The 15030-nt window shown below is 63.2% G+C and carries 9 protein-coding genes; 4 read left to right on the top strand and 5 right to left on the bottom strand.

The annotated features are described in order from the left end of the window. Window positions 1-156 precede the first annotated feature (156 nt). Window positions 157-1188 (top strand): aspartate carbamoyltransferase, encoded by a 1032-nt coding sequence (gene pyrB / locus L1071_RS09150; protein WP_246973189.1) that lies wholly within the window; start codon window positions 157-159, stop codon window positions 1186-1188. Between the two features lie 32 nt (window positions 1189-1220). On the opposite strand, the gene L1071_RS09145 is transcribed toward pyrB, so the two are convergent. Next, a complete protein-coding gene (locus L1071_RS09145) occupies window positions 1221-2048 on the bottom strand; it encodes a helix-turn-helix transcriptional regulator (RefSeq protein WP_246973181.1) in 828 nt (275 codons plus the stop codon). Window positions 2049-2170: 122 nt separating this feature from the next. Between L1071_RS09145 and L1071_RS09140 the strand changes: the two genes are divergently transcribed. Together L1071_RS09140 and L1071_RS09135 are read left to right on the top strand one after the other, a co-directional pair. Next, the gene (locus L1071_RS09140) at window positions 2171-2980 is read left to right on the top strand and encodes a carbon-nitrogen hydrolase family protein (RefSeq protein ID WP_246973179.1); all 810 of its coding nucleotides are present in this window, start codon (window positions 2171-2173) and stop codon (window positions 2978-2980) included. A 65-nt stretch (window positions 2981-3045) separates the two neighbouring features. Further along, complete coding sequence (locus L1071_RS09135; protein WP_246973176.1) at window positions 3046-4368, top strand: APC family permease; 1323 nt, start codon at window positions 3046-3048, stop codon at window positions 4366-4368. A gap of 56 nt (window positions 4369-4424) precedes the next feature. On the opposite strand, the gene ruvX is transcribed toward L1071_RS09135, so the two are convergent. The 4 genes from ruvX to L1071_RS09115 form a co-directional block, all read right to left on the bottom strand. Beyond that, window positions 4425-4871 (bottom strand): Holliday junction resolvase RuvX, encoded by a 447-nt coding sequence (ruvX, locus tag L1071_RS09130; protein WP_246973173.1) that lies wholly within the window; start codon window positions 4869-4871, stop codon window positions 4425-4427. Next, window positions 4871-5428 carry a YqgE/AlgH family protein gene (locus tag L1071_RS09125; RefSeq protein ID WP_246973166.1) on the bottom strand — a complete coding sequence of 186 codons (558 nt, stop codon included), beginning with the start codon at window positions 5426-5428 and terminating at the stop codon, window positions 4871-4873. The genes ruvX and L1071_RS09125 overlap by 1 nt, the downstream gene beginning before the upstream one ends. A gap of 117 nt (window positions 5429-5545) precedes the next feature. Further along, a complete protein-coding gene (gene gshB / locus L1071_RS09120; RefSeq protein WP_246973158.1) occupies window positions 5546-6499 on the bottom strand; it encodes a glutathione synthase in 954 nt (317 codons plus the stop codon). Between the two features lie 78 nt (window positions 6500-6577). After that, window positions 6578-7312 (bottom strand): CvfB family protein, encoded by a 735-nt coding sequence (locus L1071_RS09115; RefSeq protein ID WP_246973154.1) that lies wholly within the window; start codon window positions 7310-7312, stop codon window positions 6578-6580. A 589-nt stretch (window positions 7313-7901) separates the two neighbouring features. Between L1071_RS09115 and L1071_RS09110 the strand changes: the two genes are divergently transcribed. After that, window positions 7902-15030 (top strand): Ig-like domain-containing protein (locus L1071_RS09110; protein WP_246973150.1); only part of this gene is annotated, 7129 nt, incomplete at its 3' end.

Genomic DNA, 15030 nt, shown 5'->3' with positions numbered 1-15030 from the left:
TCCTTGAATGGTGGGATATGGCATTCATAACCATAGAAGCCGCTAGCGCCCAGGCCAAGCGAACCGCACCGATCAACGCAAGCAGCGGATGAAGCCAACGACGCGTATGCGTACACTACGCGCAGCGACCCCCTGCGCCACTTGCGAGGCTTACCGATGAGTTCCCACCTGCTTTCCGTCGATTCCCTGTCCCGCGATTACGTCGAGCACCTGATGCAGCTCGCCGGCCGCATGGAGCCCTTCGCCCAGCGGCGCAAGGTGACCCGCGTGCTCGAAGGCGCGGTACTCGGCAATCTATTCTTCGAAGCCAGTACGCGTACCCGCATCAGCTTTCACGCAGCGTTTTCGCGTCTCGGCGGTAGTGTCTGCGACACCACCGGTTTCACTTTCTCGTCGATGGCCAAGGGTGAATCCCTCTACGACACCAGCCGCGTAATGGGCGGCTATGTCGATGCCATCGTGCTGCGCCATCCCGACCAGGGCGCGGTGGCAGAATTCGCCGAAGCCACCCGCGTGCCGGTGATCAACGGCGGCGACGGCCCCGGCGAGCATCCCAGCCAGGCGTTGCTCGACCTATACACTATCGAGAAGGAATTCGCGCGCCTGGGCAAACGCCTCGCAGGCGCGCACTTCCTGCTCACCGGCGACCTCAAGCACGGCCGCACCGTGCACTCGTTGATCAAGCTGCTGTCGCTATTCGAGCCGCTGCGCATCACGCTGGTCTCACCGCCGGGCCTGGAAATGCCGCGTCATTTGATCGACCTGGTCACCTCGCGCGGGCATCGCGTCGAGCAACGCGAAAGCCTGGCCAATGACTTCAGCGATCTCGACGTGATCTACACCACACGCATCCAGAAGGAACGCTTCACCGAGGAGATGTCGGAAGCCTTCGCGGGAATTTCTCAGGACTTTATCGTCGACCGCGCCTTCCTCGACCAGCGCTGCTCGCCGACTACGGTGGTCATGCACCCCCTGCCGCGTGACAGCCGCCCTGGCGCCAATGATCTCAATGTCGATCTCAACGGCGACCCGCGCCTGGCCATCTTCCGCCAGGCCGACAACGGCATTCCGGTGCGCATGGCGATCTTCGCCAACCTGCTGCAAGTCGAGGATTACATCGAGCGTGATGCCCAGGATGTGCGCTGGTTCGTGCCGCCGACTTATGGGGTGGACGACCGCACGCTATAAGGCCGGGAGCGTCTGCCTGAAACGTGCTCAGGTCAGCGACGCGCCTGCCAAAACAACGCAAACAACTCGGACTGCGAGTTGATGCCCAGCTTGGCGTACAGATGCTTCTTGTGGGCGCGCACGGTTTCCACCGAGATCGCCATGCGCCGGGCGATCTCCTTGGTCGAGCTGCCACCCAGCATGAGCTGGCTGACCTCGCGCTCGCGTTCGGTCAGCGTCTGGTGGGATTCCAGCTCGCGCGGTGCTTGGGGAGACGGATGCCATGGATGCGGCCCCGGCGGCGTGCCATCTTCGTGCTCGAATTCGAAATGCATGCGCTGGCGCATCAGCGCCAGCACCCACGGCTGCACCAGGCTCAGCAGGCCGAGCGCCTCGGGCGTGTAAGCACGGGTCGAGCCCAGCGATAGGCATAGCGTGCGCTCGGCATCGAGGGGGCAGTTGAACTGCACCTCGTCGGCGACGATGTTGCGCTGGAAGTAACGCTGATAGTACTCGGTATGCTGGAAGCACTGCGGCGCCACGTCAGCCAGCGTGTACAACCCGGCACGCGCGCGGTCTCGGGCATCGATATAGAACGGGTCGAGCAGATACAGACCGCGCTGATAATCCTGGAACAACGCCTCGTCGGCACCGTCGTCCTCGTCACTTTCCGCGAGGATGCGCGGCGGCTGGCGATGATGGAAGATCAGCACCACCCAGGTATCAAAGTCGACGTGACGCCCCAGGGTGCGCACCGTGGCCAGCCAGAAATTGGCGCCATCCAGCTTGTCCGCCAGGGTCCCGAAGGCACGATGCCAGGCCACGCTTTCCAGGGCGCTGGGTGCCGGCGCCTGCCCGCTATCGTCTGCATCGCTCGTCATCTCGCTCTCCTCGCTCACCCTGATGGGGTAACCCCACCGGGGAATGGTCATCCCCGTGTGATCGCGGATACTGAAAGGCATCCGAATGACCGCACAGCCACAATGACGCTTCGGAGTCTTTCATGCAGATAGCTTTGGCACAACTGGCCGGCCGCGAGGGCGACATCGCCTACAATCTCTCGCGCACCCTGGCCTGTCTACGCGACGCCGCCCCCGAGACGTCGCTGATCGTCTTTCCCGAAACTCACCTTACCGGCTTCGCCGAACCCGGCCACGTCGATGATCGCACGCTGACCCTCGACGGCGATGAGCTCGCCACGCTCATCGCCGCCAGCCGTGAGCATGACACCGCGCTCGCCTTGGGCTTTCTTGAGCGCGATGGCGAGCACGTCTTCAACACCACCGTCTTGATCACACCGGAGGACGGCATCGCGCTGCGCTACCGCAAGGCGCATTTATGGCCCGATGAGCGCGACCTCGTCGCCCCCGGCGATCGCGTGGGTTGCATCGAATGGCGCGGCCTGCAGGTTGGCTTGTTGATCTGCTACGACCTGGAATTCCCTGAGCCCGCACGCGCGTTGGGACAACTCGGCTGCGACCTGCTGCTGGTCACCAACGGCAACATGGACCCCTATGGCCCCATGCATGCCCGCGCCGCCCAGGCGCGTGCCCAGGACAATCATTACTTCGTCGCCATGACCAACCGCGCGGGTGAAGGTGCGGGACTGACCTTCGCCGGCGAGAGTTCGCTGGTTGCCCCGGACGGCGAGGCGCTGTTTCGCGCCGGCCGCGAGGAAAGCGTCACCACGCTGCAACTCGATCCCCAGCGCTTACCGGACGCGCGGCGCGATTACGACTACCTGAAAGACTGCCGTATCGGCCTGCAAGGCCAGCGCGAGGACACCGAGCGAGGCCGCTACTGGCACTTCTAAATCCGAGTTCCGGCCGGCTCCCGGCCACCAAGTAACAGTCGCAACAACCACAACAGGAGGCGACTATGAACCAAATGAAGAAGACCCTCTCACTGAGCCAGGTCGTGCTGTTCGGCTTGGCCTACATGACGCCCATCATCGTGCTGGGCACCTTCGGCGTACTCGCCGTCACCACGCAGGGCGCCGTCTCGGGTGCCTATCTGGCAGCGCTGATCGCCATGCTGTTCACGGCGCACAGCTACGGGCGCATGGCCAGCGCTTACCCGGTGGCCGGCTCGGCCTATGCCTATGTGCGCCACGCCATCGACGACCGCCTGGGTTTCATCGCTGGCTGGGCGATCCTGCTCGATTATCTGTTCCTGCCCATGGTGATCTGGCTGATCGGCGCCGCCTATCTGAACTCGGCCTTCCCGGCGATTCCCACGCCGTTATGGCTGCTGGCCTTCATTGCCGTCACTACCACGATCAACATCCTCGGCCTCAAGCTAGCCAGCGCGATCAATAGCGTGATGATGCTGGTGCAGCTCCTGGTGTTGATCGCCTTCGTGGGGCTGAGCATGCATTACGTGTTGGGCGATCCCACCCAGCCCTTCTGGAGCCTGACGCCGTTTTTGGGCGCCGATTCGGCCGCGACCCTGCCAGTGCTGATGGCGGGTGCCGCCGTGGCGTGCTACTCCTTCTTGGGGTTCGATGCCGTCACCACGCTGACCGAGGAAACCAAGGACCCGCAGCGCACTCTGCCGCGTGCCATCCTCTTGATCACCCTGATCGGCGGGCTGATCTTCGTCGTGGTCTCGTATTTCGTGCAGCTCGCCGCGCCGGGATATGACTTCGCCAACCCCGATGCCGCGGCCTACGAGATCGCGCGCAACATCGGCGGCGATATCTTCGTCTCGATCTTCCTGATCGGGCTGGTGGTCGGCCAGTTCGCCTCGGGCATCGCCGCCCAGGCCAGCGGCGCACGCCTGCTCTATGCCATGGGCCGCGACGCTGTGCTGCCGAAGCGCTGGCTAGGCAGATTGAGCCGCTTCGGTACGCCGCTGGGCGGGCTGGTATTCAGTGGTCTGGTTGCCTTGCTGGCGCTGACCATGGACGTGCTCTCGGCGGCGTCCTTCATCAACTTCGGCGCCTTCCTGGCCTTCGCCCTGGTGAATCTATCGGTGATCTTCCACTACTACCTGAAGGAGCGTCGTCGCAGCGGGCTGGACACACTGTGGTTCCTGATTTGCCCGTTGATCGGCCTGGGCGCGATCCTGTGGTTGATGGCGAGCCTGGATCATCTGGCAATCATGCTGGGCAGTGCGTGGCTGTTGTGCGGCCTGGCGTGGCTGACCTGGCTGACGCGTGGCTTCAGCCGACCGACGCCGGAATTGAATATGGAGAGTTAATCATTCAGGGCTAATAGCTATCCCACCCGCGACTGGCCCAGGCCGGTCGCGGACGTTTACGGCATGCGTTGCAGGAAGGTGTCGTCAGCGAAGAAGCTTTGCAGGATCAACTGCGCGGCGATGCCGTCCACGCCATCGTCGCGGTAGTTGCCCCGATGCCCGGCGTCGCGGGCGATGCGCTTGGCGGCACGTGTGGAACCACGCTCGTCGAACACCTCCACCGGCTTGCCAAAGCGCCCGTGCAGGCGGTTACCGAACTTGCGCGCGCGCTGACTCATATCGGACTCGGTGCCGTCCATGTTGAGCGGCAGCCCCACCACCAGAAGATCCGGCTGCCATTCCTCGAGCAACGCCTCGATCTGCTGCCAATCGGGAATCCCGTTACGCGCAGGCAACGGCGCCAGGGCCGTGGCACTGCCCAGCATTTCGTTGCCGACCGCCACGCCGATGCGCCGCGTGCCGTAATCGAAGGCCAGTACCAGCCGCTGCCCTGCCTCGGCCATCAGGAATGTCCTGCCTCGCGCGTCATCAGGTTCAGATCGACGCCCAAGATGCCCGCCGCGGCGTTCAGGCGCTGCTCCGAGTGGACATCGAAGAGGATCGAAGCGTCGCCTTCCACCGTCAGCCAAGTATTCTGCTTGAGCTCGTCCTCGAGCTGACCGGCCTGCCAGGCGGTGCAGCCCAGGCAGACGATGAAGTCTTCGGGCCCCCGGCCCTCGGCGATGGCCTTGAGTATGTCCATGGAGGTCGTCAGGGCCAGATCGTCAGCGACCTGCAGGCTGGAATCCCAGGGCAGGTTCGAGCCACGATGCAGAATGAAGCCGCGATCCTTGTGGACCGGGCCGCCATAGTGAACCGGCAAGTCGCGCTGCAGGCACTCCGAGGCATCCAGTTCGAGCTGCTCGAGCAGGGCATCGAGCGTCAGCTCCATGGGGCGATTGACGACCACGCCCATAGTGCCGTTGTCGTCATGGTCACAGATATAGGTCAACGTCCCCTTGAAGTTGGGGTCGTCGAGATGCGGCATCGCCAGCAGAAAATGATGCTTCAAGCTTTGCATGAGCCTCCCGGGCGTCGAGGCGCGTTTCGCCCTCGCATACGCCGAAATTGGTGCTTTTCGCAGCGATTGTATCATTCCACTCGCCGAACCTCGCCCTCCTGGGATGGCGAGCGGCGCTTAGAAGCGCCGGGCAATGGCGTCCATCAAGAGTCCAGCGATATCGGTGCCGCGCTGGGCGTCGATCTCGCGCACGCAGGTGGGGCTGGTGACGTTGATCTCGGTGATGTAGTCGCCAATCACGTCGAGCCCGACGAAGATCAGACCCTTGTCGAGGATCGCCGGCTTGACCTGCTCGATGAGCCAGTAATCGCGGTCGGTGAGTTCGCGGGCCTCGCCGCGTCCGCCGGCCGCCAGGTTGCCGCGTGTCTCGCCGGCGCTGGGAATACGCGCCAGGCCATAGGGCACGGGTTCGCCGTCGATCAGCAGGATGCGCGTATCGCCGGCCTTGATCTCGGGCAGATAACGCTGCGCCATGATCTGGCGCGTGCCGCGCTCGGTGAGCTGCTCGATGACCGAGCCCAGGTTGCGGCCCTCCGGCGTGATATGAAAGATGCCGTTACCGCCCATGCCGTCCAGCGGCTTGAAGATCACATCGCCGTGCTGGGCATGGAAGTCACGCAAGACGGCATCGTGGCAAGAGACCACGGAGGGCGGAATGCAGTGCGGGAACTGCTGGGCGAAGAGTTTCTCATTGCTGGTCAAAAGCGCCTGGGTGGGATTGACCACCAGCACGCCCTCGCGCTCGGCGAAGCCCAGCAAATGCACGGCGTTGAGGAAGTGGTCATCAACCGGCGGGTCCTGACGCATCAGGATCACGTCGAGCTCCGCCAGCGGCGCGGCCTGCACCGCCTCGAGTCGATACCATGCCTCGGGGTCACGATACGCTTCCAATGCGCGCATGCGGCCCATGGCGCGCCCGCCTTCCAGGTACAGGTCTTCCGGCTCGAGATAATAAAGCGACCAGCCGCGTTGCTGAGCGGCCCACAGCATGGCCAGGGTGGTATCTTTCTTGTAGGCGATATCGGCAATGGGGTCCATCACCACGCCGAGCTTCAAGGCGCGCTCGCTCATGATCGGTCTTCCAAGTCAGGAATGAATGCGCGCAGTATGCCGCAGCGACCAACGGAAGACCAAGGTGCCAGCGACGCGTCAGCCGGACTGATGCGCGTCTATCGCCTCGCGCGTCAGGCGGATGCCGTCTTCCTCGATGGTGATGAGTCGCTTCTTGTAGAGCCGCCCCACCGCCTGCTTGAAGGCGCTCTTGCTGACGCCCATGCGTGCCTTGATCTCGGCAGCGGGCGTCTTGTCGCCCAACGCCACATACCCGCCGTGGCAGCGCAGCAACTCCAGCACCTTGTCGCCGACCACATCGAGCCCCGCCTCGCCGGGCGGCAGCATGGCCAGGTCGAGGCGCCCGTCTTCACGCACACGCTTGATGTAACCGGTCAGCCGCTGGCCGCGCCGAGGCGGATGGATAATGTCATCGGCGTACAGCAAGCCCCAATAGCGGTGATCGACCACCGCCTTGAAGCCGAGATCGGTACGCTCGGCGATCACCAGCGCGACCCGGTCACCGGGCGTCATCCCCGGCGCCTCATCGGCCAGGAAGCGATCCAGGCGCATCGACGCCACCGGCCGCCCCTGAGCGTCCTCGTAGAGCATCACCAGCACCCGCTTGCCGACCTCGGGACGAAAGCGCTGCTCGGCGAACGGCAGCAACACATCCTTGGGCTGGCCCCAATCGAGAAAGGCACCGGTCGTGTTGACCGCCACGACCTTGAGATACGCCACCTCGCCAATACGCCCCAGGGGCGGCCGCGTCGCACTCGACGCACGCTGCCCGGTGGCGGATGAACGTGGAGACGGAACTTGGGAACGGGACATGATAGCGGCCACTGACGAGAGATATGTCCTCATTATGACGCCGCTCGGCAACGTGAGCAAAGGCCGTGGCGGGGGGTTGGCGTATAAATCGGCGGTCGGTGGTCAGGGGTAGCACCTTTAGCTGACTGGGATGAGCTGCTGGAGGAATTTTGGCTGTCAGCGAGGGAGAACTTTTCAGACTGATTATCCAGAATCTGACATCTACCTTTCTCGGCTTAATGCAAGACACCCAACACATTACGACCAGCACATTGGACACAATTAATGTAAGCATTCTCTTAAATTTTTAAACAAAAATATTACACAAAAAGGACTATGCGCCAAAACGAGGAAACCAACATCACACACCGCAGCAAACACCACAGGCTATAGAGTCCTATCTTAACCACAACTGCATAGCAAAATGCTTACAAGAATTATCACACAACACTTACAGTCATATAGGACCAATAAAAAACACTGAACGGATTCGAAAAACTCACTGTTTAAAACACAAAAATAAAGATTAAGCTTTAGGTATGAAGACAACTAATAACGTCATGCGGCAAGACGGACACGTAACTTGCTCACGGTACACATAGGGGGAACCATGACCGTTTCTGCCAAGATTGCTACACGCCAAGCAGACATAGCCCAGATGCCCGCGGTAGCGGTCAATAATGGCAGCGTCACTCTTGCCCAATCACGTCACATCCTTCTCAGTCTTTCACCGCATGACGTAGCGTCTCTATCACGCGATGGGAATGATCTTCTCGTACAGACTAGCGACGGCCAAGTAATTCGCATCGAGAACTTCTATGGTAGCGAGGAGGCAGCCAGTCAGCTTTATTTGACCGGAGACGATCAGGAGTTGGTCTGGGTCGATCTTAGCCCTGCCGGGGGTGATGGCGTCATTGCCGCCGACTACATTCCTCAGGGCGAATTCGGCGTCTTCGAACCGGTTAGCGTTGCCGGTGGAGAAAGTGAAGGGGCTGCCGTCACGCCACTAGGCTGGGCGGCGATTGGAGGTGGCGCACTGGCAGCCGGCGCGATCGCTGCGGGCGGTGGAAGTAGCGGCGGTAGCGACGATGATGACGGCGGGAACACACCGCCGGACGACGGAGAGAACGGCGAAGGCGATACGACACCGCCCGACGCCCCCACGATCACTGCTGCCATGGACGACGCCGCCCCCCAGACCGGCGATCTTGCCAGCGGCGACAGCACCAACGACACCACGCCGCGCCTGACGGGGCGCGCCGAAGCCGGCAGCACCGTGACGATCTTCGCCAACGGCGAGCAAACCGGCACCACGACGGCCGATGACCAAGGCAACTGGGCATTTACCCCCGGCGATCTCGACGACGGCGACTACACGTTCAGCGTCACCGCCACCGACGCCGTTGGCAATGTCTCGAATGGCAGTGACGACTATGCGCTGACGATCGACACATCAGCACCGGATTCACCGACCCTCGATCCGAACAATGGCAGCGTGCTGATCGGCACCGCGGAACCCGGCAGCAAAGTGACGCTGACCGACGGCGACGGTAACGCTATCGGCCAGACCACGACGGACGACAACGGCAACTGGTCGCTCCAGCCAGGAGAGCCTTTGGTCGATGGCACCGAGATCGAGGCGATCGCGACCGACGCCGCGGGCAATGTCAGCGAACCCGGTAGCGTCATCGTCGACGGCGACCTGAACGACACCACGCCCCCGGCCACGCCGACGATTTCCGGGGTGAGCGACGATGTCGATCCGCAGACCGGACCCGTCGACCGGGAAGCCAGCACCAACGACACCACTCCGACCCTGAGCGGACGCGCCGAAGCGGGCAGCGCCCTCACGGTTTACGCCGATGGCGAGGAGATTGGGACCGCCACGGTCAACGGGCAAGGCGAATGGACATTCACCACCGACGACCTCGACGACGGTGACTACGCCTTCACTGTCACCGCTACGGACTCCGCCGGCAATGTATCGGACGCCAGTGACCCATTCACCCTGATCGTCGATACCCAACCGCCCGCCGCGCCAGCCGTCGACCCGACTAATGGCGAGATATTGACGGGCAGCGCCGAGCCCGACAGCACCGTCACGCTGACCGACAGCGATGGCGATACCATCGCGGAAATAACGGCGGACAGAAACGGCAACTGGTCCTACGCCCCCGAGACGCCACTTGAGGACGGGGCGGTCTTTACCGCCACTGCCACCGACGCGGCTGGCAACATCAGCGAACCAGGGACCGCCACGGTCGATGAAGACCTGGTAGATGCCCTACCTCCTTCCGAACCCATCATCATCACGTCGCTGGATACGGCCGCACCTGTTACCGGAAACGTCGACGATGGAGAGATGACCAACGACCCCACCCCGACATTGGTGGGTACCGCAGAAGCGACCAACACGGTCCAGGTCTGGGCGGACGACGGCAATGAGATGCAGATCCTCGGCACAACTCAGGTCGACAATGTCGGCAACTGGAGCTTCAGGATTTTCAGCCGCCTGGCAGATGGCAATACGACTTTCATGGCGACCTCGATCGACCCGACCGGGCAGGAATCGGATGCCAGCCAACCCTATGCAGTCGTCATCGACACCACCCCTCCCGATGCACCTACGATCGCTACTGCGATCGACGATGTCGACCCTGTAGCGGGCGACCTGGCCACCGGATCCGATACCAACGACAACCGACCAGCACTGCGTGGTAACGCCGAATCAGGCAGTACGGTCACGATCCTTGCCAACGGCTCAGCCATCGGCACCGCAATCGCCGACGAGCAAGGTGACTGGGCATTCACGCCTGAAGATGCGCTAAGCGATGGCGACTATCGCTTTACCGCCACAGCCACTGATGCCGCTGGCAATGAATCCAATGCCAGCGACCAATTCGATCTGACCGTCGACACCGTTGCACCTGACATCCCGACGATCGAGCCCACCAACGGTGACACCCTCACCGGTACCGCAGAACCCGGCAGCACGGTAACGCTGACCGACGGAGACGACACCGTCATCGCCGAGGATATTCCGGTCAACACCGATGGTACCTGGTCGTTCACGCCGGACGATCCGCTCGTCGACGGCAACACGGTCAACGCCATTGCCACGGATGACGCCGGCAACGACAGCCCGTCGGCCATGACCACGGTGGATGACAACCCGCCTGCCAACGATGACGGCAGCAACAGCATCCTGATCGAAAGCGGTGGCGACGATTTCCTCAGCGCCGATGAAGCTAGCAGCATCACGTTGAGCGGGCGCGTCGAAGACGATGCCACCGTTACCGGATTGACGATCATTGATGGCGCCGGTGGCAGTATCGAAGTCACCGAGTTCGACATCGATGCCGATGGCAACCTGACCGCCACCGGCGTCGATCTCTCCGGCCTGGCCGACGGCGACCTGACCGCCACCCTGACGGTGGAAGACGCCGCCGGTAACAGCGGTACGGTCACCGATACCGCAACACTCGACCAGGCCGCGCCAACAGTGGCCATCGATGCGCTCGATGAGCCGATCAACGACACCACCCCGGCCATTACCGGAACCGTCGATGATCCCGATGCCACGGTTAGCGTGAGCGTCAACGGCGGCGAGCCGATCACGGCCGACGTCGATGCAGACGGCAACTGGACTCTGCCCGAAGGCAGCGTCATTTTCGACGAGGGCGATAACACCCTCAGCGTCACGGCCACAGACGCGGCCGGCAATTCTGCGACTCCTGTCTCCGACACAATCAGCGTGGATACTACGGCGCCGGATGCCGGCGACAACAGCGTCAACTTCGCCGAAGACGTCTATAACGCCGACGAGGCCAATACCGCCACCCTCACCGGGCAGATCGAGGACGGCGCCAGCATCGAATCGCTGACCATCACCAGTGCCGGCGGCGGTGATCTGCTCACCATTGCCGGTGGGGGCATCACGCTCAACGGCGATGGCACGTTCAGCTATACCGCCGACCTTACCGGTCTGCCCGATGGCGACCTGACCGCCACCCTGGCGGTGGAAGACGCCGCTGGTAACAGCGGTACGGTCATCGATACCGCAACACTCGACCAGACCGCGCCGGTCGTTACGATCGAGGCCCTGGACGAACCGATCAACGACACCAGCCCGGCACTCACCGGCACGGTGGATGATTCCGACGCCACGGTCAGCGTGAGCGTCAACGGCGGCGAGCCGATCACGGCCGACGTCGATGCAGACGGCAACTGGAATGTGCCTACCGACAGCGTCACCTTGAGCGAAGGTGATAACACGATCGAAGTGACCGCCACCGACGCGGCCGGTAACCCGGCAACCCCTGTGACCGATACGATCAGCGTGGATATCACCGCGCCGAATGTGGGAGACAACAGCGTCACTTTCGCCGACGACGTCTACAACGCCGCCGAGGCCAACACCGCCACCCTCACCGGGCAGATCGAGAGCGGCGCGAGCATCGCCTCCCTCGAAATCTCTAGTGATGCTGGCGACGAGCCAATGACTATCGATGTCGACACGATCACCCTCAACAGTGACGGGTCGTTCTCGTACACAACTAACCTTTTTGGCCTACCCGACGGTGAACTCACCGTCACGATGACGGTGGAAGATGCGGCCGGTAACTCAGCCGAGTTCACCGACAGCGCCACCCTGGATACCCTGGCACCGGATGCACCCACCATCGATCCCACCAACGGTGACACCATCACCGGTACCGCCGAAGCCGGCAGCACCGTGACCCTCACCGACGCTGACGGCGATGTCGTTGGCGAGCCGGTACTTGTGGGTGACGACGGCATCTGGAGCGTGACGCCCGACATCCCGCTGGCCGATGGCGATGAAGTCACGGCCACGACCACCGATCCCGCGGGTAACGTCAGCGATCCGGCCATCGAGACTGTGGACACGATCGCCGATGCCGATCCGACGGCAACGCTTGTCATCAATGACGACGACGGGCTGATCAACTCCGACGAAGCCGGGGCGGTGAGCTTCACCGTGACCGGTCTGGATGAAGGCGTCAGCGGCGAAGTCACGTTCACCGATGTCAACGGCAACTCAGCCATCGCCGATGTCGCCGCCGACGGTACCTTTACCATCAACCTGGGCGCGCTCGCCGACGGCGAGGTCATCAGTTCGCTGACGATCACCGATGCCGCGGGCAATACCGCCACAGTTTCCGGGGACACCCTCACCCTGGATACCGTGGCACCGGACGCGCCGACGATCGATCCGGCCAACGGTGACACCATCACCGGTACCGCCGAAGCCGGCAGCACCGTGACCCTCACCGACGCTGACGGCGATGTCGTTGGCGAGCCGATACTTGTGGGTGACGACGGCATCTGGAGCGTGACGCCCAACACCCCGCTGGCCGATGGCGACAGCGTCAACGCTGTGGCTACCGATCCTGCCGGTAACGTCAGCGAGCCGGCCACCGAGACTGTGGATGGCATTCCTCCGGCCGAAGGCGACAACAGCGTGACGATCGTCAGCGGCGACGATGAGCTGCTCTCCGCCGACGAAGCCGGCAACGTCATCCTCACCGGTCAGGTCGAGGATGGCGCCAGCATTGCATCGCTGGTGATCACCAGCGCCAACGGCGGCGGACCGCTCGAGATCGATCCCGCGACAGTGTCGATCGCCGCAGACGGTAGCTTTAGTCTCGACAGTATCGATGTCACCGACCTCAACGACGGCGAACTCACCGTCACGCTGACGGTGGAAGATGCGGTCGGTAACTCAGCCGAGTTCACCGACAGCGCCACCCTGGATACCGTGGCACCGGATACGCCCGTGATCGATCCCACCGACGGTGACACCATCAGTGGTACCGCCGAAGCCGGCAGCACCGTGACCGTGACCGACGGTGACGGCAATACGATCGGCGAACCGGTCATCGTCGGCGACGACGGCACCTGGACGGTGACCCCCGACACCCCGCTGGCCGATGGCGATGAAGTCACTGCCACGGCCACCGACCCCGCCGGCAACGCCAGCGAGCCCGCGACCGAGACTGTGGATGCCGTGCCACCCGCGGTCGGCGACAACAACGTCACTTTCGCCGACAACGTCTATAACGCCGACGAAGTCGGCAACGTCACCCTCACCGGTCAGGTCGAGGATGGCGCCAGCATCACCTCGCTGGTGATCACCAGCACCAACGGCGGCGTACCGCTCGAGATCGATCCCGCGACAGTGACGATTGCCGCAGATGGTAGCTTCAGTCTCGACGATGTCGATGTCACCGGCCTCAACGACGGCGAACTCACCGCCACGCTGACAGTGGAGGATGCCGCCGGTAACTCAGCCGAGTTCACCGACAGCGCCACTCTGGATACCGTGGCGCCGGACGCTCCCACCATCGATCCGACCGATGGCGACGACATCACCGGTACCGCCGAAGTCGGCAGCACCGTGACCGTCACTGACGCTGACGGCAACGCGATCGGTGAACCGGTCACCGTCGGCGACGACGGCACCTGGACGGTGACGCCCGAGACCCCGCTGGCCGATGGCGATACCGTCACGGCCACCGCCACCGATCCCGCCGGTAACGCTAGCGATCCGGCTACCGAGACCGTGGATGCGCTGCCGCCGGCTGAAGGCGACAACAGTGTGACCATCGTCAGCGGTGACGACGAGCTGCTTTCGCTTGATGAAGCCGGCAACGTCACCCTCACCGGGCAGATCGAGGACGGCGCGAGCATCGCTTCGCTGGTGATCAGCGACGGAGACGGCGGCAGTGTGACCGTCGATCCGGCCACGGTCACCATCGCCGCAGACGGTAGCTTTAGTCTCGACGATGTCGATGTCACCGGCCTCAACGACGGCGAACTCACCGCCACGCTGACCGTGGAAGACGCTGCCGGTAACTCAGCCGAGTTCACCGACAGCGCCACTCTGGATACCGTGGCGCCGGACGCTCCCACCATCGATCCCACCAACGGTGACGACATCACCGGCACCGCCGAGGTCGGCAGCACCGTGACCCTCACCGACGCTGATGGCGATGTCGTTGGCGAACCGGTCCTCGTCGGCGACGACGGCACCTGGAGCGTGACGCCCAACACCCCGCTGGCCGATGGCGATGAAGTCACGGCCACGGCCACCGATCCCGCTGGCAACGCCAGCGAGCCGGCTACCGAGACTGTGGACACGGTCGCCGATGCCGATCCGACCGCCTCCCTCGTCATCAATGACGACGACGGGCTGATCAACGCCGACGAGGCCGGAGCGGTGAGCTTCACCGTCGAGGATCTCGATACCGACGCCACCGGCGAAGTCACGTTCACCGATGTGAACGGCAACTCGGCCAGCGCCGATGTCGCCGACGACGGTACTTTTACCCTCAACCTGGGCGCGCTCGCCGACGGCGAGATCACCAGCTCGCTGACGATCACCGATGCCGCGGGCAATACCACCACAATTTCCGGTGACACTCTCACCCTGGATACCGTGGCACCGGACGCACCGACGGTCGATCCCACCGACGGTGACACCATCAGTGGTACGGGTGAGAACGGCAGCACCGTGACCGTCACCGACGGTAACGGCAATACGATCGGCGAACCGGTCATCGTCGGCGACGACGGTACCTGGTCGGTGACCCCCGACACCCCGCTGGCCGATGGCGACACGATCGACGTCGTTGCCACCGACCCGGCCGGCAATGCCAGCGATCCGGTGACCGCCATCGTGGATGCCGTGCCACCCGCGGACGGTGATAACGGTGTGA

Origin of the sequence: Chromohalobacter sarecensis, assembly GCF_023061135.1 — a bacterium.
GTDB lineage: Bacteria > Pseudomonadota > Gammaproteobacteria > Pseudomonadales > Halomonadaceae > Chromohalobacter > Chromohalobacter sarecensis.
The sequence above is the reverse complement of the archived record's forward strand: the minus strand, read 5'-3'. Positions and strand labels throughout refer to the sequence as shown.

Bases quoted from the DNA above. Each gene is read 5' to 3' on its own strand.
- pyrB (WP_246973189.1), top strand. From the start codon at position 157: ATGAGTTCCCACCTGCTTTCCGTCGATTCCCTGTCCCGCGATTACGTC.
- L1071_RS09145 (WP_246973181.1), bottom strand. From the start codon at position 2,048: ATGACGAGCGATGCAGACGATAGCGGGCAGGCGCCGGCACCCAGCGCC.
- L1071_RS09140 (WP_246973179.1), top strand. From the start codon at position 2,171: ATGCAGATAGCTTTGGCACAACTGGCCGGCCGCGAGGGCGACATCGCC.
- L1071_RS09135 (WP_246973176.1), top strand. From the start codon at position 3,046: ATGAACCAAATGAAGAAGACCCTCTCACTGAGCCAGGTCGTGCTGTTC.
- ruvX (WP_246973173.1), bottom strand. From the start codon at position 4,871: ATGGCCGAGGCAGGGCAGCGGCTGGTACTGGCCTTCGATTACGGCACG.
- L1071_RS09125 (WP_246973166.1), bottom strand. From the start codon at position 5,428: ATGCAAAGCTTGAAGCATCATTTTCTGCTGGCGATGCCGCATCTCGAC.
- gshB (WP_246973158.1), bottom strand. From the start codon at position 6,499: ATGAGCGAGCGCGCCTTGAAGCTCGGCGTGGTGATGGACCCCATTGCC.
- L1071_RS09115 (WP_246973154.1), bottom strand. From the start codon at position 7,312: ATGTCCCGTTCCCAAGTTCCGTCTCCACGTTCATCCGCCACCGGGCAG.